General features: G+C 58.5%; 18 protein-coding genes and 1 pseudogene. 11 read left to right on the top strand and 8 right to left on the bottom strand.

From position 1 onward, the window contains the following. Positions 1 to 120 precede the first annotated feature (120 nt). A complete protein-coding gene (locus P3T16_RS12230) occupies positions 121 to 1,188 on the top strand; it encodes a porin (RefSeq protein ID WP_429342493.1) in 1,068 nt (355 codons plus the stop codon). 279 nt (positions 1,189 to 1,467) lie between these two features. Here the strand turns inward: P3T16_RS12230 and P3T16_RS12225 are convergent, their stop codons facing one another. Further along, positions 1,468 to 2,148 carry a GntR family transcriptional regulator gene (locus P3T16_RS12225; RefSeq protein WP_429342492.1) on the bottom strand — a complete coding sequence of 227 codons (681 nt, stop codon included), beginning with the start codon at positions 2,146 to 2,148 and terminating at the stop codon, positions 1,468 to 1,470. Between the two features lie 201 nt (positions 2,149 to 2,349). Between P3T16_RS12225 and P3T16_RS12220 the strand changes: the two genes are divergently transcribed. The 9 genes from P3T16_RS12220 to P3T16_RS12180 all read left to right on the top strand — a co-directional run bounded on the left by P3T16_RS12220 (position 2,350) and on the right by P3T16_RS12180 (position 11,377). Then, complete coding sequence (locus P3T16_RS12220; RefSeq protein WP_429342491.1) at positions 2,350 to 3,237, top strand: sugar phosphate isomerase/epimerase family protein; 888 nt, start codon at positions 2,350 to 2,352, stop codon at positions 3,235 to 3,237. Positions 3,238 to 3,369: 132 nt separating this feature from the next. Continuing rightward, complete coding sequence (locus P3T16_RS12215) at positions 3,370 to 4,167, top strand: SDR family NAD(P)-dependent oxidoreductase (RefSeq protein ID WP_429342490.1); 798 nt, start codon at positions 3,370 to 3,372, stop codon at positions 4,165 to 4,167. A 72-nt stretch (positions 4,168 to 4,239) separates the two neighbouring features. After that, positions 4,240 to 5,295 carry an ABC transporter substrate-binding protein gene (locus tag P3T16_RS12210; protein WP_429342489.1) on the top strand — a complete coding sequence of 352 codons (1,056 nt, stop codon included), beginning with the start codon at positions 4,240 to 4,242 and terminating at the stop codon, positions 5,293 to 5,295. A 29-nt stretch (positions 5,296 to 5,324) separates the two neighbouring features. After that, complete coding sequence (locus P3T16_RS12205) at positions 5,325 to 6,161, top strand: ATP-binding cassette domain-containing protein (RefSeq protein WP_429342488.1); 837 nt, start codon at positions 5,325 to 5,327, stop codon at positions 6,159 to 6,161. A gap of 23 nt (positions 6,162 to 6,184) precedes the next feature. Then, on the top strand, positions 6,185 to 7,414 hold the full coding sequence (locus P3T16_RS12200; protein WP_429342487.1) for a sugar ABC transporter permease: 1,230 nt from the start codon (positions 6,185 to 6,187) through the stop codon (positions 7,412 to 7,414). A gap of 287 nt (positions 7,415 to 7,701) precedes the next feature. After that, a complete protein-coding gene (locus tag P3T16_RS12195; RefSeq protein WP_429342486.1) occupies positions 7,702 to 8,559 on the top strand; it encodes a fumarylacetoacetate hydrolase family protein in 858 nt (285 codons plus the stop codon). Positions 8,560 to 8,630: 71 nt separating this feature from the next. Further along, a complete protein-coding gene (locus P3T16_RS12190) occupies positions 8,631 to 9,596 on the top strand; it encodes a VOC family protein (RefSeq protein WP_429342485.1) in 966 nt (321 codons plus the stop codon). 181 nt (positions 9,597 to 9,777) lie between these two features. After that, entirely contained in the window at positions 9,778 to 10,872 is a 1,095-nt protein-coding gene (locus P3T16_RS12185; protein WP_429342484.1) for a Gfo/Idh/MocA family protein, read from the top strand. Between the two features lie 70 nt (positions 10,873 to 10,942). After that, positions 10,943 to 11,377, top strand: coding sequence for a DMT family transporter (locus P3T16_RS12180; RefSeq protein WP_429342483.1), 435 nt, complete (start codon positions 10,943 to 10,945; stop codon positions 11,375 to 11,377). 231 nt (positions 11,378 to 11,608) lie between these two features. On the opposite strand, the gene P3T16_RS12175 is transcribed toward P3T16_RS12180, so the two are convergent. The 6 genes and pseudogenes from P3T16_RS12175 to P3T16_RS12150 form a co-directional block, all read right to left on the bottom strand. Continuing rightward, positions 11,609 to 12,898 carry an Nramp family divalent metal transporter gene (locus tag P3T16_RS12175; protein WP_429342482.1) on the bottom strand — a complete coding sequence of 430 codons (1,290 nt, stop codon included), beginning with the start codon at positions 12,896 to 12,898 and terminating at the stop codon, positions 11,609 to 11,611. Positions 12,899 to 12,990: 92 nt separating this feature from the next. Further along, positions 12,991 to 14,079, bottom strand: a complete 1,089-nt coding sequence (locus P3T16_RS12170) for a porin (RefSeq protein ID WP_429342481.1) — start codon at positions 14,077 to 14,079, stop codon at positions 12,991 to 12,993. Between the two features lie 71 nt (positions 14,080 to 14,150). Next, positions 14,151 to 15,325: pseudogene (locus P3T16_RS12165) on the bottom strand (MFS transporter). A gap of 334 nt (positions 15,326 to 15,659) precedes the next feature. Continuing rightward, positions 15,660 to 16,652, bottom strand: a complete 993-nt coding sequence (locus P3T16_RS12160) for an amidohydrolase family protein (protein WP_429342480.1) — start codon at positions 16,650 to 16,652, stop codon at positions 15,660 to 15,662. 33 nt (positions 16,653 to 16,685) lie between these two features. Next, a complete protein-coding gene (locus P3T16_RS12155) occupies positions 16,686 to 17,615 on the bottom strand; it encodes an MBL fold metallo-hydrolase (protein WP_429342479.1) in 930 nt (309 codons plus the stop codon). A 70-nt stretch (positions 17,616 to 17,685) separates the two neighbouring features. Then, entirely contained in the window at positions 17,686 to 19,134 is a 1,449-nt protein-coding gene (locus P3T16_RS12150) for an aldehyde dehydrogenase (protein ID WP_429342529.1), read from the bottom strand. Between the two features lie 204 nt (positions 19,135 to 19,338). Here P3T16_RS12150 and P3T16_RS12145 point away from each other — a divergent pair, with 204 nt between their 5' ends. Beyond that, the gene (locus P3T16_RS12145; RefSeq protein WP_429342478.1) at positions 19,339 to 20,133 is read left to right on the top strand and encodes a coniferyl-alcohol dehydrogenase; all 795 of its coding nucleotides are present in this window, start codon (positions 19,339 to 19,341) and stop codon (positions 20,131 to 20,133) included. Here P3T16_RS12145 and P3T16_RS12140 read toward each other — a convergent pair. After that, on the bottom strand, positions 20,112 to 21,098 hold the full coding sequence (locus P3T16_RS12140) for an AraC family transcriptional regulator (RefSeq protein WP_154567382.1): 987 nt from the start codon (positions 21,096 to 21,098) through the stop codon (positions 20,112 to 20,114). The two genes, P3T16_RS12145 and P3T16_RS12140, sit on opposite strands and share 22 nt — an antisense overlap. Positions 21,099 to 21,279: the final 181 nt, after the last annotated feature.

The following is a 21,279-nucleotide window of genomic DNA, read 5'->3' as shown; positions in this document are numbered from 1 at the left end:
GGTGCTGACGAATAACGCCTTCAGGCGCGGTCCGGATGGAAGAGCCGGCAAGTCGATTGCACCAGTCCCGTAGAAGGCTGGTTTTTGAGGTTTGGAGACTTTTAAGTTTAGGAGAGCGAAATGAATAATAGCATCCTGTGTGCAACACTCTTGGCGGTGGGGGTATGTAATGCGAACGCTCAGAGCAGTGTCACTCTGTATGGGCGCATAGCTTCGGGGTTTGATGTCGTTACGAATGTAGCGACGTCGAACGGACAGTCGGCGACTAACTATCGCTTCGGCAGCAACCAGTACGGCATCAGTTGGTGGGGCCTGACTGGCAAGGAAGACCTGGGGGGAGGGCTGCAGGCGGAATTCAAACTCGAAAGCATGTTCACCGCTGGAACGGGTCAGTTGCCGGGACAAAGCTTGTTCAATCGATACGCGTACGTCGGGCTAGATAAGGACGGTTGGGGCGGTTTGTGGGCGGGTCAGGTAATGAGTCTGACTGACGAGATTGGATTTTACCTTGACCCATTTGGAGAGCAGGCGACGGGTATCGCCAACTTTGCCAAGGGTCGAGCATGGGGTTCGCGTTCCAATACCTTGACCTATAACTCACCAAAATGGGCTGGCTTCTCTTTCCGCTTACAGAATGGCTTCGGGAACCAGGCCGGCGATTTCCGCGCAAATCGTCAGGCTAGCGCGAGTGCTACTTACTCTATTGCTGGCTTCAACGCGTTCGGCGTCTATGAAGAAATTCGCGATGCCAACGGTAAGTTCTCAAGTCTCTATAGCGCGTCGCGCGAATACATGATTGGTGGCACGTACCAATTCAGCGCGCTCAAGTTCTACACGGGCTATCAGCTTCTGGTCTCATCCGGAACGGATACAGTCGCTGACGCGACCAACCCGACTGGCGCGACGCGGAACCAGCAGGAATGGTTGGGGGCAACATATCAGGTCAACCCTGCTCTTGCTTTCCAGGTTGCGTGGTACCACGGCAACGTCAATCACGGTGGCGGCAGCGGCAATCTGGGTGTCATCGGCACGACGTACAACCTGTCCAAGCGCACGTTCCTGTACGCGACGTTCGGCGCGATGTTCAACGGCGGTAACGCTTCGTTTCCTGTTGAAACAGCCGATTCGTTGCCGTTGCCGGGGCACAATCAGCAAGGTGCCTACTTCGGCATGATGCACTATTTCTGAGTCCCGGCATTTCTTGGCTCCGACCCGCGAGCCCATAACGGCTGGGTTTCGCGGGCGGTTGCTGTATGGGTCGGGGTCAGCATTTCCCGGATAAGAATATATTAATATATGTTTGATATATTTATTTGGAATATTACTGGCGACGCCTGCTTGTATGAGGCGACAAGCTGGCCGCCACCCCAACACTCCGGACTTTCGCCGATGAACGGACGTCATTTTCAATCCTTGCGGCCACGGAAGCGCATCCTGCGCGGCAGTCGGCGGGCGGTTATCGCGGAGTTAACTCGCAGGCGCTTCCGACGCACGGACCAGACGATTTGCTGTTTCCTGCAGATGGCGACTTATCCTGTCAGTGGCCGCTTGAATGTCCCGATCGAGAACGGCGTCGACCAATCCTTTGTGTTCAGCTAACACGTCGCGGGCAGCGCCGGGCACACGCACGGAAAGGTACCGGTAGCGCTCGCTCTGTTGATACAGCATCCGATGTAACCGTAGCAACCACTGGTTGGGACAAGCTGCCACGAGCGCATGGTGGAACTGGGAGTGACTGAGGACCCATTGGGCATTCAAGTGCTCTGGGGCATCGCGGTCGCGCTCGGGTATGCGGGAGAGGTGATGGAATGCCGAAACGATGCCGCCTTCCCAGGCCAGGTCCCCATGACGGATAGCCTCAGCTATGCATAGTTTCTCCACCTCAATGCGCGCCTGAACAAGATCGCGAAGATCGTTCTGGGAAACCGGACTCACGCGGTAGCCGCGCGCCGGCTCCGACACAACCCACGACTCCGCCTCCAGCATCGCCAAGGCTTCCCGAACCGCGCCAGGGCTAACCTTCTGTTCCTCTGCCACCGAAGCGATGTTTATCTTGGCGCCTGGCTCGCAACTGCCCTCGATGATCGCGCTGCGCAATTGCTCGAACACAAGTCGCGTCTGTCCGGACGTCTTTGGGCTATCAGCCATACCGCTCCTCTCCTTTGAAAGACTTCGGGCTCGTAAACCCTAGTGGACACTCACTAACGCAAAACATATAGTAGCAAGCATAATATATTTTTGGCAGATTTGAAGATGAATTGAAAAAATAGCACATTTTTTCAGATTCTGCGAATCGTCGACATCGACAAGTCAACAGCGTGCGGGTTGCGCCTCGCTTACGGAGACAACGTGAAAACACCGAGTATCGAGCTGATCGCCTCTTACTGGACGCTCGCGGGCAATGTACAACCCGGCGGCGTAACGGAAGTCAGTCCCCACAGCCTGAAGGACCGCGCCGAAGCAGCGGCAAGGGCAGGTTGGAAGGGATTGGGGATTGTGCATGCCGATGTTTTGGCATCTATCGAGCGCTATGGTGTTCCTGCGATTCGCAGCATCCTGAAAGACAACGGATTGATACACAACGAAGTAGAGGTTCTGACGAAGTGGCATCGCGATGGCGAAAAGCTAATCGATTCGAACCGCATGCGCGATGAGTTGCTCGAGTTCGGTGGGGAGATCGGTGCGCGCAACCTCAAGGTCACCGCTGGATTGTTCGAGGAAGGACCGCCGGACATGGCACTGTTTCGCGACCGGTTCGCCGACATGTGTGCACGGGCTGCACCCTACGGCATTAACGTTGTGGTCGAGTTCCTACCATTCTCGAGTTTCAACACGATCGATCTAGCCATCGAGCTGGTGAGCGGCAGCGGATCGAATGGCGGTATTTGTATGGATATATGGCATGTGGCGCGAGGCGATCAACATGGCCATGTCAAATCGATTCCTTTCGAGCTGCTCAAAGCGGTAGAGCTCAATGACGCGGATGCAGTGGTCGTCGGCACCATGCTAAACGATTCCACCAACCACCGCAGGCTGTGCGGGGAAGGCGACATTGACGTGCGGGGCTTCGTCCGCGAAGTGATCGAACTTGGATACGAAGGGCCATGGGGCGTCGAAATAATCTCTGAGGAACTGCGCAACATGCCGTTACAGCAAGCGGCTGAGCGAGTTTTCAAAACGACAATGGCGCAGTTTCAAGGCGTACCGGTTTCCGACCAACCCGACTCGATCGACTAGGGTAACCCCATTCCGTTTCATGCTGGAAAATTACTCGCACGCCGATAACAAAGATAAAACGATCAGTAATACATGGCATTTCCATTGTAAGAATAATTGTTTGCCGACTTTACTCATCCCGGAGACATAGAAATGAACTTCACCCTGCCGGATTTAGTGGTAGTGACCGGAACTGCAAACGGGCTTGGTAGGGCATTGGCCGCAAAGCTTGTCAAATCGTCTGTTTCAGTGATCGGTGTCGACCTGGCGGACGCGGCAACGGACATGAGCGACTTGTCTGGCTATACGCACGTGAGCGGTGGTGTCGATGCAACGCAGACTTGGGACGCAGTTTCGAAAATAATTGCCTCGAAAAAACCCAAGCTGATTGGTCTTGCCCACTGTGCAGCGATGCTCGTGCAGGGGACCGTGGAGGAAGTGTCCTCAGAATCATGGCGCCGCATCCTGGACGTGAACGTAGTGGGTGCCGCGAAAGCCATGTCCGCGCTTGCGCCGCTTATGACCGAGTGCGGCAAGGGCTCAATAGTCCTGGTAGGAAGCGTCACCGGTTTCCTGGGCGAGGAAGCGATGTTTGCCTACGGCGCTACGAAAGGGGCGGTGCTTCAAATGGTTCGGGGGGGCGCCCTTGACTTCGGTCGCAGGCAAATTCGAGTCAACGCGGTATCGCCGGGCCCGATGGCGACAGAAATGTTCTATGCGCACATGAAGGCGGCTCCTGATCCCGCCGCCTGGTTGAAGCGACGGGAAGACCGTCAGCCGTCGGGGTCTGTTCTCGAGCCGGAGCAGGTCGCGAACGCGATTATCTATTTCTTATCTGCGGAAAGTGAAGGTATTACCGGTGTGAATCTTCCGGTTGATGGGGGGCTCACTGCCGGGTTCGAGTTCCGCAACATCAACATGCGAGGCGCCAACAAGCATCACGGAGGTTGACGCGAACTAGTCGGCGTATCCGCAGAAGCTTCTTTTAAATATTTTTAAGAAAACAGACTTGGAGACAGTCAAATGTTCACCAAATGCATAGAGATGCTGCTGGTCGCGACTATTTTACCCAGTTCTAACGTGATGGCGGCCGACGCAAAGACTATCGCCATGCTCTTGCCTAACACTGCGGACGTACGGTTCGATCAAATCGATGGTCCGCAGTTTAAAAGGGAAGTGAAAAGGCTTTGTCCAAGTTGCAATGTCATCGTTAGCAACGCTCAGGGCGATGCTAGCCGTCAGCAGTCTCAAGCTGAAGCAGCAATGACGCAGGGAGCTGATGTTTTGGTGATTGACCCGTTTGACGGCGGTGCGATGCGTAATGTCGTGGTCACCGCCAAACAGAAAAACATCCCTGTGATTTCGTATGACTCACTGATCGGCGACGCTCCAATTTCTTATTACGTCTCGTTCGACGCGAAGCAAGTCGGCGAGCAACTGGCGCAGAGTCTCGTGGATCGGATGAAACAGATTGGCGCGTCCTCCAAGTGCGTCGTGTCGATCCGCGGCGACGTGTCTGACCACAACGAAGAGGCCTTCTGGGCAGGATCGCTCCCTGTCTTCAAAAAGGCTGGATCCAAACTTTGCTTCGATTCGACAACGCCAGGTTGGTCCTCGTCAAAAGCCCAGGCGGCTATGGATCAAGCCATTACCAAGATCGGCGTCAAGGAGATTGGTGGGGTCTATAGCATGGCTGACGGACTCTCCGCTGGCATAGTCGCCTCGTTGGTCAACGCCGGGGTGAAAGACTTCCCGCCGATAACTGGCCAGAACGGTGACGTCGCGGCGCTTCAGCAAATCCTCGCTGGACGAATGTATATGACGGTTTGGAAAAACAGCATCACCTTGGCCCAGACCGCAGCCAAAATGGCCGTAGCGGTAGTTAAAGGAAAGACACCCGAGACGACATCCTCGATCGAAAACGGTGGAGATAAAGTTCCTGCAACTCTCGTCAAGACAGTTGTGGTCACTAAGGAAAACCTCAAAGATACGATCGTTAAGGCCAGGTACGTCGATATCGCGACGTTATGCAAAGGCGACTATGTCAAAGACTGCCAGGCTGCTGGGATATCTCAGTAACACCTTCGATATACATGTGAGGTAACGCTATGAATGTCCAGACGCCGAGCACAACCAATGGCACTGCAGCCGTCCCCAATGCACCTCGCAAGGTCGAGGCTTTGCGAACGAGTCCGTTGCTCGAATTGCGATCGGTCAGCAAAAGCTTTGGGGCCGTGAATGCATTGCGCAATGTGTCTCTCTCGCTTTACGCCGGCCGCGTGACCGCACTTGTGGGTGACAACGGGGCAGGCAAGTCGACGCTTGTGAAGACCTTGACGGGCGTTCATTCGCCAGACTCGGGGGAAATTCTCTTCGACGGCAAAGCAGTTCGCTTTTCTTCCCCGAGGGAGGCCGCAGAAGCGGGAATTGCGACGGTGTTCCAAGACCTTGCGGTTTGCGGCAACTTGTCTGTCGCAGAAAACCTGTTTCTCGGGCGCGAGCTAACCGCGGACAGCTGGAACCCCTTGCGCGCGCTGCGCCGGACTCGAGTAGCCGAAATGGAGCGAAAGTCCCGTGAACTGCTTGCGTCATTGAATGCGAAGGTTCCGTCTCTTCGAAATGCGGTCGAAACGCTCTCAGGCGGGCAACGACAAAGCGTTGCAATTGCGCGAGCGTTGCTAGGCGAACCTCGCATCGTCATTCTGGATGAGCCCACCGCGGCTCTTTCGGTGGGACAAACCGCCGAGGTACTTGCGATGATCGAACGGCTTCGCGATGCGGGAATGGCGGTCCTTGTCATCAGTCACAACCTGGCTGACGTGTTTCGGGTAGCGGATGACATTGCGGTTCTGAGACTTGGAGCGAATTCAAAACTGTTTGAAGCCGAGACTTGCTCTCAAGAACAGGTTATTGCCGCCATCACTGGTGCGCAGTGGGCAAACTGATCACGCTGCAAACGGAGAAGTTTATGAAAACTAGCGTAAATCACCAGGACGGAGCGTCTGCGCTCAACGATGCGAAAGCCAACATGTCGATCGCTCAGCTTCGTACGAAGCTCGAGGCCTTGGGTTCCAGTTCGGCGCTCGGCGGAATGCTTCCGGTACTGATTAGTATCGTCGTATTAAGCATCGTTTTTCAATCGCTGAACGGCAAGTTCTTAACAGCGACCAACCTTACGAATTTGATGTTGCAAGTGTCGGGTACCGGCACCATTGCAATCGGTGTGGTGCTGGTGCTGTTGCTAGGCGAGATCGATCTTTCTGTCGGCGCGTTGAGCGGGACGGCTGGCGCTCTGCTTGGCGTCCTGTACGTAAACAACGAATTGAACGCAGTGCTCGCAATTGTTCTCGTTATCGTGGCGGCGCTGGCGTGGGGCGCAGCTCAAGGGCTGATCGTGACGTTCTTCAGGCTCCCGGCCTTTGTCGTCACTTTGGCTGCGCTCCTTGCGCTACAGGGCGTTCAAAACCTGTTGTTAGGCCCGACGATTACCATCAACTTTCCCTATTCCGGCGGCGTTGCAAAGCTGACGTCGACCTTCCTCTCACCTCTGCAAAGTTGGGTGGTTGCTGGCGTAATCGTGGCGTGCATTGTTGTTACGCAATTATTGCGGGCACGCGAGCATGCCGAAGCGGGAACCGCCGATTTCCGACGAGCAATCCTGAGGATCGTGATCACCAGCGCGGCGACGATTGCTGCAGTAGCCGTTTTGAATAGTGATCGCGGAGTCCCTCTCGTGATGCTTCTGTTCATCGGTATCGTCGTATCGACTGACTGGGTTATCCGTCGGACAGTCTATGGCCGGCACGTGATGGCCGTGGGCGGCGATATCGAGGCTGCACGCCGGTCTGGTGTGGCGGTCCAGCGTATTCGGATCAGCGTATTCGCCTTGGGTGCGGGATTGGCGGCTTTCGGCGGGATCCTTTCGGCGTCCAGGCTGATAGCGGCCACCGGATCCGCCGGCGGAGGGGACATCCTGATCAATGCGATCGCTGCTGCCGTAATTGGCGGTACCAGCCTTTTCGGGGGCCGCGGCACGGTCTACTCGGCTTTGCTTGGGATTCTGGTTATTGGCGGGATCTCGAACGGCATGGACCTGCTTAATCTTTCGCCGGGCGTCAAATTTGTGGTCACAGGTGCCGTACTGATGCTGGCAGTCATCACTGACGCGTTGGCTAAGCGTGGTCGCTCGACTCGATAACAACGAAGACAGGCTCGAGAAAACGCATCGCGGACAGGATTTTGTCCATGCGACTAAAGCACCGCTGTTTAAGCGTTGACCGGGTCGGATTGGCGTGTGAAGAGCAAAGCGGATCGCGCGTGTTCAGTTGTCAGGAAGCCCGCGAGCGGACGTGTATGCACCTGACAGAAGCCGCACTGATGTTGAGATGGTGGAGGGCGAGAAACCGGTAGCTGCTGTGTGGTGGCCGAAGTTAAATGACTATGTTCCACGTTGCAGTAGTGGGGCGAACAAAAGGAGAGGTAAGAATGCGATTTGTACAATTCAAAAAAGGGGGGGCTCAATGGCTCGGTCTCCGCGTCGATGACGACCGCGTTCGTGTGTTGGGCAAACACTCACTTGATGAGCTGATCGCGACGGGAAAAAATCTATCTGAATTTGTCGCGAGTTTGCCTCTGGAAGAGTATGTGTCCCTTTCTGAACTGCAGTTTCTGCCGCCGCTGACCCGACCTGGCAAGATCATTTGCGTAGGACTGAACTATACCGACCACACTCGCGAGAGTAACTACGAGCAACCTGCGTATCCGACGTTGTTCCTTCGGGTGACGACAAGCCTGGTCGCTCACAATGAGCCAATCGTTCGCCCTAAGGTTTCCGACTGTCTTGACTACGAAGGGGAGTTGGCTGTTGTATTAAGCGGCGGGGGCCGCCATATCGCAAAGGCAAATGCACTGAGCTTCGTCGCCGGTTATGCACTTTTCAACGATGGCTCCGTTCGCGACTATCAATTCAAGTCTCCGCAATGGACAGTTGGGAAAAACTTTGACGGCACCGGTGCGTTTGGCCCCGAATTCGTGACGCCAGACGAAGTTCCGGCGGGAGCGAAGGGGCTTCGTCTTGAAACGCGTCTGAATGGGGAAGTCGTGCAGTCAGCTTCTGTCAGCGATATGGTGTTCGATATCGAGACGCTTATCTCCACCATTAGCCAGGCGATGACACTTGAAGCTGGCGACGTAATCGTAACCGGTACCCCTTCCGGAATTGGTTGGGCTCGTGAACCGAAACTTCTTATGAAGCCGGGTGACGTCTGTGAGGTGAGCGTTGAACGATTCATGACACTACGCAATCCAATCGCCCAGGAGTCTTCGAATCCGTCGGTCCAATGAATTGAAGCACCAGTTTGGCGGCACAGGGAGCGCGACAAGAAGGACCGTCTGCCGCTTTACAGGAGAGAAAAATGCGAGAGCAACTTGGGGAGTCGACGCCTGTCAGCTCGGTCCACTCGATCGATCATTTTGCACTTAATGTGCCCTCAATCGAAGCCGCGCGACATTTTTTCACGGCGTTTGGCCTTGATGTTCAAGTGGTCGAGCGAGCCGGGGGATCTGAGCTGGAACTGCGTGCACTCGACGGCCATCGCTGGGCGCGAATCCTGCCGTCGAGTGAAAAGTCGTTGGCATACCTCAGCTTCAGTTGCTACGAAGGCGATCTCGAAGCAATCGAGGATCAAATTCGTAGTGCGGGGGGGCGGCTCATGGTGGATGTTCCTGCCGCGATAGGGGCTGAATACTGCAGTCCGAGTGGACTATGGTTCGCGGATCTTGACGGGAACATCATTCACGTGGGCGTAGGTCCGAAGACAACACCATCTGCGAAAGAGGCGAACGTTAGCCCAGCCATACCAGCCGACGTTCGTGGAGCTTACCCGCGGTCGGCGGCAAAACTTGTTCGCCCGCGCCGAATGAGCCATGTGCTGTTATTCACTCCTGACGTACCTCGTGCGGTCGACTTCTATCAGCAGGCGCTTGGTCTACGTCTGAGCGACAAGTCAATCGACATCATCGCTTTCATGCACGCCGTTCACGGCTGTGATCATCACTTGCTGGCATTTGCTAAAAGTACCGCGAAGGGTTGGCATCATGTTGCATGGGACGTGAAAGATATCAACGACATTGGTGTCGGCGCCACTCAAATGGCTGTAGCTGGCTACGGCCAAGGTTGGGGTACCGGACGGCACGTTCTCGGTTCCAACTATTTCCATTACGTCATGGATCCGTGGGGATCGTTCTCCGAGTATTCCGCAGACATTGATTTTGTTTCCGAAGGAAAGCCATGGCCAACAGGAGATTTTCTTCCGGAGGACTCGCTCTACCTATGGGGGCCGGAAGTGCCTCCCTTCTTTATACATAACACTGAGGCGTGACGCGGCTTACAAAGCCAACGCGCCGGACAGGGAACGAGATTAGCGTATCCGAAAGAGGCGGGCCGGATAAGTTCGAGATGGTTAAGCAGGTGTTCTAGTGGACTGCCATGAGCGCTCAAGCACCTTTTATTGCGTTAGGTGTTAGGGCACTGCGAGTCAAACGAAATGTGGAGACAGAATCATGAGCAAAACGGGCACAGGGGAACAAGACATTGTTGGTTTCGGTTGCTTGGGAATAACCCATCCTCACACATCAGGGCGGGTGAAGGCTTTGCAGCGGAGGACCGACGTGAAAATCTTCGGGGCAGCGGATGATAGCGCTCTACTTAGTCCCTTCGCTGCAGAGTTTGGCCTCGAACGGCGAACCAGGGAAGCTATCCTTTCCGACGACCGCATTCATGCCGTTCTTGTTCACTCCAAGAGTGAAAAGATGGCGGATCTCACCATTGAGGCGTTAGAGGCGGGAAAAGCTGTGCTCGTCGAAAAGCCGGCCGGGCGTAGCGCCGCAGACGCGCGGAGAATAGTCGACGCCGTACAACGAACGAAGGGATTGGTGCAGGTTGGATATTGTTGGCACTTTTCTCCGTCTGTCGATGCGATGCAATCCGCCATCGAGAACGGCAGATTAGGAAAGATCCTTCAGGTACGCGCCCATGCCGGTTGCTCTCATAACGAAGCAGCTACTAGTCACTTGAATGATCCTGAGGACATAGGCGGCGCCGTTTTCGTCATTGGCTGTCACATGATCGAACGTATCCTGAATCACTTCGGATTACCTAAATCGGTAAATGCCCGAATCACCAAGTTTCCCGGATTTCGCGGAACTGAATCTCGTGAAGATGCGGCCGGTGCTATCCTGAACTACGACGACAAGGTCATTAGCATCGACTTCATGTCGTGGGACGTATTGCCATGGGCGGAAAGCTGGGATCTGACAGCATATGGCACGGAAGGGATCATGAGCTCGCGCGTGCTGCCGACCTCTTACAAGGTGTTCGACAGCGGCCGGGGCGAGCTGCCAGAGGGTTGGACAGAATGGCGGGAGACAAGCTTTCCAGAAGTATGGGCCGCAAAAAAGACAGAGTACTCACCCGAACTCGCCGAGATTGACAACACTGTGTATTTCGATCGCGAAGCGGCTTCGTTCTTGAATTCCTTCCGCAACGGCACGCCGTCCGCCATTCCGGCAACGCAGGCATTGAACATCAACCTGGTTATTGAGGCCTTGTACGCTTCATCGGAATTAGCGGGTGCAGAAGTCCCCTTGAAGGTTTGAGGGCTTCTGACGGCGACCTGAGAGACTGCCAGGTTGGGCGGGGTGCCTTACCGCAAACAGCGGAGGATGGATGGTTCTTTTTCTGAGCTTGCTTGGGATTTTCGCCGGGGCGATGCTCCCTTTGCAGGCAGCGATCAACGCTCGGTTGGCTACCGCAGCCGGATCGCCAATTTGGGCGGCTGCAATCTCTGGGGCCGTGCTTACACTAGTCTTAATTGCAGCGGCACTCACCGGGTTGCGCACTGGGCCGCGTCTAGCAGGCAACGAACTACCTTGGTGGGCATGGACAGGTGGGTTTTGCGGTGCGGTCGTGCTGTCTGCCACTACTGCCATCGTTCCGCGTCTAGGTGCCAGCACAATGATCGCGCTCGTAATGGCAGGCCAAATCCTCTCGTCGATTTTGCTCGATCAGTTCGGTTTGCTTGGCTTGTCCGTACACGAAACAAGCACCAAAAGGATGGCCGCTTCGATATTACTGATGGCCGGTGCCGCGTTGATGCGTTAGCGACCAACTCCGCTAACCGCGATCCAATCAGAACCGTAGACATCGGAAACGCAGAGGTTCAACAATCACTTGGAAGCTATTGCGAGCTCTTGCCGCTGCGTTATCTGCCGCGATCCGGATAAAGTCCTTGCAACACTTCTTCTCTCGATCGCTTTGCCAGGAATAGAAAATCCCGATGTGGGTGCCGTGCCGCGGGTCCTTTGGCGCTCGATTCGACATGGTGCTGACCGCTCAGGCGTGGCTCAGTTGCCACAGCAGGAGGATGTTGAGGGCGAGCACCAGTCCGGTTGCGATGATGGCCGCTACGGTCGTCGACCGGCGGTTACGGTAGTCGCCCATCAGCCCGCGATGGGAGGTGGACCAGACGAGCGCGATCATCGGGACGGGCAGCACGATGCTCAGGACGACCTGACTGGCGACGAGCGTTGAGGTGACATCGCATCCCGATGCGATGACGATAACGGCAGGCACGGTAGTCACGATCCTGCGTAGCCACCATGGAATCCGGAAGCCCACGAATCCCTGGACGATCACTTGCCCCGCCATTGTCCCCACCACGGAACTCGATATGCCGGACGCGACAAGCGCGACCAGGAACAGGGTTCCGACCCATACGCCGGACAGCGGTGTCAGGAGCCGGGTTGCTGACGCAATGTCGGCTGTATCCGGATGCCCGTGGTGAAACGCGACCGACGCGACGACGACCATGGCCACGTTGATCAGGGCCGCCGCGCCTAGCGCAAAGGCTACTTCGATGTTCGACAGACGTATCAACGCGCGGCGTTCGTGGTCAGTGCCGGTTGGCATGCGGTTCTGCGTCAGCCCTGAATGGAGAAACAGCGTGTGCGGCATGATGGTGGCCCCAACGATGCCGACCGCAAGGTTGAGCGCGCCGTGATCGGCGAAGCGCGAAGGCAAGGTGTGCCGCCAGACGGACGACCAGTTCACCGGCATGATCGACAGTTCGGCCAGGTATGCCATCCCTATGACGCCGACGAAACCGGCGATCACGAGCTCTAGCGGGCGGAATCCCCGCTTTTCGAGTTGCAGGAGGGCATAGGTCGCGATGATCGTGATCACCATCCCGTCGAACAGCGTTATGTGCAAAAGCAGGGATATGCCGATGGCGCTACCAAGTACCTCGGCGAGATCCGTGGCCATGGCGGCCGCTTCGCAGAACAACCACAGGGCAATAGCGTAGCGGCGCGGCAGCGCATCGCGACAGATCTCGGCAAGATTGCGTCCTGTGGCGATTCCGAGCCTGGCTGACATGGACTGGAACAGCATTGCAACGATACTGGCAAGGAGGACGACCCACAGGAGGGTGTCGCCGTATCGTGCGCCTGCCTGCAGGTTGGTGATGATGTTGCCTGGGTCCAGGTAGGCCACGGAGGCGATGACGGCAGGCCCCGAGGCGGCGAGGAGGGTGCGCAGACCTCGCACCCAGCTGACCGTGAGGGTGTGCTGCCCGTTCAGGCACGCCTGGGTAAGGTCTGGATCGGCGACGGTCGTTCTGTTCATGGGGGACGCGTGATGGTCGTGTGTCGGTGCGCAGCGGCCCGCGGACTGCGGGCTTGGCGCTAGCGCCTGGCGGGGCGCATGGCCCCGGGTGGCTAGAAAGTGGTCGCCATTCCGATTCGCGCCAGGATCTGTGAACCGGTGCTGGAGGGTGCGAGCAATCCGTTGATCCACGCTGTTGCCGGACCGTTGCCGCCGATCGCGCGCTGGTAGATGCCCTCCGCGTACAGGGTTGTCCGCTTCGACAGCCAGTACATCACCGATGCTGTGACTTCATGGGCCTTGTTGCTGGAGAGTTCGGCGTTTCCCTTCATGTATTGGTAATCCCCACCGAGTGACCATTCCGGGGTGATACGCCAGTTTGCGCCGAGCTGTATCGCATTGATCTCCGCACCCGTGAGGGTGTTTCGGGTATTGGTGTAGAGGACATTGGCGAGGACTTTGCCGGTGTCGTACTTGGTGCCGACTCCCCAGTTGCGAATCCCCTCATGGCCGTTATCCATTTGCGGGTATTTGACGTCGGTGTAGGCCGCGGCGATGCCGAACCCGCCACGCTTATACTCCAGCGCCGCACTGACCGTGTTATCGGTCGATACGGCGCCGGCTACGTTGCCGAAGCCGTACATCAGGCCAAATGAAAATCCGCCATAGTCGATAGACCGGTACCTGACGGAGTTGGACACGCGCGACGATCCGCCGACGCGATCGAAATCCCATGATCCGGTCGCGTTGCTGGGGATCTTCAGCGCCTGAAACGGGCCGTCGCGAAAATTGTAGAAACCGCCTGTATAGAGCGACGCGTCGTACTCGAGCAATTGGTCCTTCATGAAGTCATACTGGGTACCGAACGTCAATCGTCCGAGCGTGCCGCTGTCGAGGCCAACGTAGGCTGTCCGGTTGAAGAGCCCGTCTGCGTCAGGAATGGTCGAGCCGTTGGCGAGTGAAAACTGGTTCACGAGTTCGAACACGGCTTTGGTTACACCACCAAGATCTTCCTGCCCGAGGAAGCCCAGCATGTTGGGATAATAGTTGCCGTCGTCGAAGAAGAACTTGTTCTTTCCGCCTGAATTGTTCACGTATGTGATGCCGGCATCCATCATGCCGAAGATGGTCATGCTGCCCTGTGCCGATGCCTGGTCGCATGCGAGCAGCGCGGTGCAGATGAGTAGCGTTCGCTTGAACATGTTTGTCTCCTGGATATCGCTTGTTTTTGTTTGATCGGTGCTGGCCAGGGGCTTCGTCCCCTGGCCTTGATTCAATGCGCGGCGAATTCGGCGCGATCCGTTGCATGCACGGTGTTGAGGCGTCCCATCATCAGCATCACCAGTGCTGCGCCGAGCACAGGAGCCGCGATCACGATGAAGGTCTGGGCGACCGGGAACCCGGCGGCGACGAGAGCTCCGACCACGACCGGACCGGATGCGCCACCGAAACGTCCGGCCGCGAGTCCCCAGCCCACACCGGTCGAGCGGATCGCGGTCGGATAGGCGATCGTCGCGATCGCGATCAGACCCGAGGTGGCGCCGCCCACGAACAGGCCGGTCAGACCCGAGCACAGCGCGACCGAAGCAGTGTGCGGCGCGCAGATGCCGGTCAAGGCCAGCGCGATCGCGCCGACGGTGTAGATCAGTGCAAGGAAGCGATAGGTGCCGAGCCGTTCCATCACAGCGCCGGCTATCGCAACGCCTATGGTTCCGCCCACGTTGTTCCAGCCAATCACCGTCGCTGCGTCTGCCACCGGCATGGCAGCGCTGCGCAGCAGCGTGCTGGTCCAGGCCAGGGTCGCGATCAAGGCGAGGAAGTTGAGGAAGAAGGCGAGCCAGAGCAATGCGGTGAACGGCGCGCGGCCGTCCATGAAGAGATGTTTGACCGGCAGCCCCTTTTCCTGATGCTCGTGCGTGGCGTAACGCACCGTGTCTCCGAACGAACGCGACGGAGCGAGCCACCTGATGATGCGCTCGATGCGCTGCTGCGGCGCGTTGGACAGGATCAGCAGCCGCACCGATTCGGGAACGAAGAGCAGCACCAGGATCGCGGCGACGATGGGCACGATGCCGCTCAGGTAGAACATCGACTTCCAGCCGTACTGAGGAATCACGACGCTTGCCGCGAAGCCGGCAATGACGCCGCCGGCCGGCCGCGGTAGCGCTGCGACACGTATTCGGTTGCGAGGCTCACGAGGCATGGCGCCGCGCCACCGAGTCCGATGCCGGTCACGACGCGCAGCGTGAGCAGCGCCGCGAAGCCGGGTGCGGCAACGGTGCCGAGCGAGGCCAACCCGAACAGCCAGGCACACGCAACCAGTACGGTCTTGCGGCCGATCCGATCTGCGAGCGGACCGAGCAGCAGCGCGCCCATCATGAAGCCGAATTCGGAGCCGGCGAAGAGCGGGCCGAGCTGGGCCGGCGTGAGTTTCAGATCGACGGCCATGAGGGGCGCGCTCAGACCCATGACCTGGACGTTGGCGCCGTCCATCAGGGCGATCAGGAAGCAGATGGCGAAGATGCCAGCCTGGAACAGGCCGAAGGGCCGCTCGTCAATGAGATCGTCTACCAGTACGGTATTCATTTTTGTCTCCTATGTGTCTGGGTCGGCTATCGGTGCCGCTTTTTTCTGTTGTGTGAATGGCGCGCCGAGGGACGTCATTCGTACGGTGTCGGGCTGCCGCAGGCGCGACAAACCCACCGCTACGCCAGGAGCGATCCAGGCGCCGCGGATACGTCAACTTCAAGGAACGACGGATATGGCTTAAGAACGCAACGCGTCAGCTCGCCGGGCGCGCGGCGAAATGCGGAAACAGGCGCAGTGCGTTATTGCGCGCGATCGCCTCGTGCTCGTCTGCATCGATGCCTTCGAGGCAGCGGAAGTTGTCAATATTCCGTGCCACGTTGGCGGCCGGCTGGAACGGGAAATCCGTGCCGACGAGGATCTGCGAGATCGGCGCGAGCGTGCGCAGCACGTCGAAACCCGGCTGATTCGCGGACATCGCGAGGTCGTAATACAGGCCCTTGAATTCGGCAATCACTTCTTCCGATGCCTTGGGCTGCGGTTTCATCACTGGCATGGGTGACAGCAGTGCGATCCGGTGTGCGATCGCAGGCAGGACGCCGCCCGCGTGCGGCAGGATCAGCTTGATGTCGGGGCAGCGCTTGAAGGTGTTCGAGAACACCAGGTCGATCACCGTACGTGCCGTGTCGCACGGGAATTCGAAGAGCGGCGCAGGTCGTCCGAGGCCGACCGCCGAGAAGCAGGCCGGCGCGGTCGGATGCAGGAAGATGGTGGCCTGCCGTTCGTTGAGCCGGTCGAAGATCGGCGCGAGCGACGGGTCGCCGAGATATTTGCCGTCGCTATTGGTTTCGATGACGATGCCGTCGAGATCGAGCTCGTCGAAGGCGTAGTCGATCTCGGCCAGCGATTCGGCGACGTACGGCAGCGGCAAGGTCATGAAGCCGCCAAAGCTGCCGGGATGATCGCGCCGCAACTGCGCGATATCTTCGTTGATGGTGCGCGCGAGACGCACGCGCGCTTCCCGCGTGGGCAGGAAACTGACGCTCGGCGAGGACACCGACAGCATCATGGTATCGATGCCGTTTTCCGCCATCACTGCGGTGGCCTTTTCAGGCGTCCATTCGGGAACCGGATAACCGCCGTCGAGCGTGGCGAGGCCGGCTGCGTCGAGCGCCTTGCGGTAGGCGGGCGGCAGGCAGTGGGCGTGTACGTCGATCAGGCCGCAGGTGCAACGGTAGGGTGTGTTCATGATGCGATGACCGTAATGTGGATGAGGGTGCGCTCAGGCGCGTTCGAGCTGGATTGGCGAGGGCAACCAGTCGTAGCCACCGCCGTTGCGCCGCAGATGGCCGCGTCCCGGGAAAGGAAAGTGATACGACAGCACCTGGTATTCACTCTTCTCGATCCAGTCGAGGACCTTCACGCGGGTCGCCGCGGCGGCTGAACTGTCGTAGTCGAACAGGAATGCCCAGTCGGGGCGTTGCAGCAGCAGCACCTGGTGATGGCACAGATCGCCCCAGCAAACGAGCGTCTGGCCTTCGCTGGAAATTTCATAGATCGTATGGCCGGGGCTGTGGCCCGGCGTGGCATGCGCCCGGATGCCCGGCACGATTTCCTGGCCATCCTCAATGAAGCTGATTACATCGCGGTAGGGCGCGAGGTTCTTGTGCGCGCCGTAGAAGTGATCCTTCATGTGGTCGGACATCGACGGTCGGATATTGTCGAGATTGGTCCAGTAGTCGACGTCGGCACGGCTCACCACGATGCGCGCGTTCGGAAACAGCTTGCGGTCGTCGTCATCGACGAGTCCCCAGCAGTGGTCCGGGTGCGTATGGGTGAGCGCCACTATGTCGATTGCCTCGGGTTCGATTCCGGCGGCGCGCATGTTGGCGATCGCCTGGCCGGTCAGCGGCCCGAAGGTCTTGACGCCGAGATCGGCATTGATGCCGACGCCGGTGTCGAACAGGATCAGTTGTTTGCCGGTGTTGACGAGCAGCACGTTCTGATCGAGCGCAATCGATTCGGTGGGCAGGAAGGCGCGAATCAGCAGATCGTCGAGCTCCTCGACGTCTGCCTCCGGAAACGTGGTGCGTGGCGGCCCGAGATGCAGGAGACCATCGGTGACGACCGTGCATTCGAAGGCGCCGTGATCGAAGCGGGTCCATCCCGCCTGCAGCGCGTGCGCCCGTGCGTCGGTTGCGTGAATACTCATGTTTATCTCCTTGCTTGATTTTTGTATCGGGCGAACGCTTGATGGCGCTCGCCCGGTGGCGATTCGCTGTTCAGATCGGGAAGTGCGGTGCATCTGATGCCACCGTGATCCAGCGCAGCTCCGTGAACTCCGCGATCCCGGCTTTGCCGCCAAAGCGGCCATAACCACTGCGGCCGGTGCCGCCAAACGGCATCTGCGGTTCGTCGCTGACGGTCGCGCCGTTGATGTGACAGATACCCGAGCGGATGCGCTTCGTGACTGAGAACGCTCGCTCGATGTTCTGGCTGAAGACGGCGGCGGACAGGCCGAATTCCGTGTCGTTGGCTAGCGTCACCGCATGGTCGTCGTGGTCGGCGTGCAGCACGCAGACGATCGGGCCGAAGGTCTCTTCACGGTAGATATGCATGTCCGCGGTGACGCCGTCGAGCACCGTTGCCGGCATAAACACGCCTTCGGCCTTGCCGCCGGCCACCAGGGCGGCGCCCTTGCTCAGCGCATCGTCGATCAGTGCGTTGATGCGCGCGCCGGCCGCGGCGCTGGCCAGTGCGCCGAGCGGCGCGTCGCTCACGCGCGGATCACCGACGGCGATGCTATTGGCCTTGTCGCCAAGGCGCCGCACGAACGCGGCGGCGATACCGGGCGTAACGACAATTCGCTCGGTCGACATGCAGATCTGCCCTTGATTGAAGAACGCACCGAATGCCGCGGCTTGAACGGCGCGTTCCAGGTCGGCATCGTCGAGCACGATCAGCGGGGACTTCCCGCCCAGTTCGAGCAGGACCGGCTTGAGTACGCGCGCGGCCTGCTCGGCGATCAACTGGCCGACGCGGGTGGAACCCGTGAAGTTGATGCGCCGCACGGCCGGATGCTCGATCAGCGCGCCGACCACTTCACCTGCTGCGGCGGGCGCATGAGTGATCAGGTTGACCACGCCATTGCCGAGGCCGGCCTCGACCAGCACCTCGGCGATTTTCGCGTGGGTTGCCGGGCACAGTTCTGAGCCCTTCAGTACCACCGTGTTGCCGCAGGCAAGCGGCATCGCGATGGCTCGCGTGCCGAGCACGATCGGTGCGTTCCACGGCGCGATGCCGAGCACCACGCCGGCGGGCTGGCGCATCGCGAACGACAGGCGGCCTTCATCGGAGGGAATGACTTCGCCGCTGATCTGGGTAGTCATGCTCGCGGCTTCACGCAGGATCGCGGCCGCGGCGAACACGTTGTGCTCGGCCCAGACGCGCGTCGCACCGGTTTCCGCCTGCATGATCTCGACGAATTGGCCTTTCTGCTGTTCCATCAGGTCCGCGGCACGCAAGAGCTTGGCGCGACGCTCGGACGGGCCGGTCTGGGACCATTGGGCAAAGGCGGCTTCTGCCGCATCCGCGGCAAGCCGGGCATCTTCTATGCTGGCCGCGGATGCTTCCGTGACGGCCTGATTCGATTGCGGGTTGATGCGCGCGAATGTGGCGCCGGACGCGGCCGGCTGCGCACGTCCCCCAATGAGCAACTGGACAGATCTCAAGTTAAATGTCTCCATTGGAAATACACTGTGGCGCCGAATGTACGGGAACGGCAGAGAGATCTCTTGCCTGACAGTGCAATTTCGCGAGGGAGATTTGCTGCCGGGCCAACACTGCACTTTCAGGCAAGACGTAAGCGTCGTTCTGCGAATAGAGTTGGGCCATCCGGTGCCGCAGAGTCGGTGCCAGGGAGACAACTCAAGGAGATGACGAGCATGTCGTTGCAAGGTAAAACCATAGTGATAACTGGGGCAGCTTCGGGAATTGGCGCAGCGTGCGCCGCAGAAGCGAAGTCGTTGGGTGCGAAAGTGATCGCGGTCGATCGCAACGAACCGACGGCAGGTTTGTGTGATCAGTTCATCCGCGCCGATCTCTCGCGCGCGGATTCGATCGATGCGGTCGCGGGAGAAATTCAGGGCGGCGTGGACGCACTGTGCAATATCGCGGGTCTGCCGCCGACCAGGGGCGGCGCGCTGGTGTTGCAGGTGAATTTCGTCGGCCTGCGTCGTTTGACGCTGTCGCTGCTGCCGAAGCTCAACGACGGCGCGTCGATCGTCAATCTGGGCTCACTGGCCGGTTTCGGCTGGGCCGAGCAGGTCGACCAGGTGCGCGCCTTGCTCGACGTCGACAGCCTCGACGATGTCGCGACGTTCTGCACGCAGCACGGGGTCGACGATGCGCGCGCATATTTCCTGTCGAAGGAAGCCTTGATCACGTGGACGCTGCAGAGGCGCTGGCAGTGGCGCGCGCGTGGGATCCGCATGAATGCCGTCAGCCCCGGGCCGGTGGAAACGCCGATTCACCAGGATTTCCTGCAGACACTCGGCGAGCGTGCCGAGGAGGATATGCGGCTCCTGGAGCGCGCGGGACAAGCGGAGGATATTGCTCCTCTCGTGGCGTTTCTTTGCGGCGAGGGGAGTCGCTGGATACGCGGGGTGAACATCCCGTGCGACGGCGGGATGGCGGCACATATCCTGTGTCAGCAGGCGGGTATCGACTGAGCCACGCTCGCCCTGTAGTCGCGGGGCGTGATGCCGAACGTTTCCTTGAAGGTTCGGCTGAAATGGCCGGGGCTGACGAAGCCCCACTTCATCGCAAGCTCGGTGATCGAGCACTGTTGCAGCGATGGATTGCTGAAGGCACGACAGACGTTCGTGAGTCGCAGTTGCAGAATGTAGCGCCCGAGCGTGTTGTCCGCGGTATCGAATACCGTGTGCAGATAACGTTTCGAACAGTGCAGGTCGTGTGCGATCCGGTCAACGGTGAGTTCCGGATCGGACAGGTTCTGTTCGATGTATTCCACGATGCGAGCCCGTAGCATCCTCGGGTGCAGGTTCCTTCTCGTTTCGGCAATCTGGTCCTGCAAGGCAACCTTGATCTGGCTTGCCAGTTCCCATTCAATTGACGGGGCGGTTTCGACCGCGTCACATCCCGCCGAGATTTCGAGTTCGTCCAGGCGATCAACGATGTACTGTCGAAGTTGACGGCCTGCGCCGCTAAGGGAAGTCAGGGGCTGCACGAGCGCACAACGCTCGGCGAGCGTGAGGCGAACGAGTTCCTTCGGAATGGTTGCGATGGCCACGTGAATGGAATGTGGCGCGCTCATCAGATACGGTCTCGCCGTATCGTAGATGGCCCACTGGCCGGGGGACAGTCTCGCCCTCAACCCATCCTGCTCAAAGTCAGAGTGACCCTCAAGCTGGAGGGTGATCTTGTAGTGGCTGGCGTGAATACTGCTGCTTCGCGGCGCGTTTTCTACCTGATGTCCTTGCGCGGCAAGTCGGCATAACTGGATCTGTCCAATGCGGGCGTAACCGATCCTGCCGGTAAAGGGTTCGCCGCTGGCGGTACGGCGACGCTGTTTATCGAAGCATTCGCTGAAGCGCTCACTAATTGTGCGAGCCCATTCGGCTGCCTGCCCTTCGGGTGGGATCGTCGCCGTGGAGACGGTAACGAAGTGCGTCATTCTATATTTCTCGAATTGTGCTAATCGGACAATCACATACTGTCAATTATTATCAAAATACGGGTTTTTTGTATAGGTGTTTACCGGTACGATTCCTTGGTCAATAGTTAAAGCAAATGAAACAGTGATGGCAAAACATTGCTAATTATCTTTGTCGCGATGTCGGTCAATATCCTGCTCA

The sequence above is a fragment of the Paraburkholderia sp. GAS42 genome (genome assembly GCF_050436565.1).
Lineage (GTDB): Bacteria > Pseudomonadota > Gammaproteobacteria > Burkholderiales > Burkholderiaceae > Paraburkholderia.
This window is presented reverse-complemented; position numbering and strand designations above follow the sequence as displayed.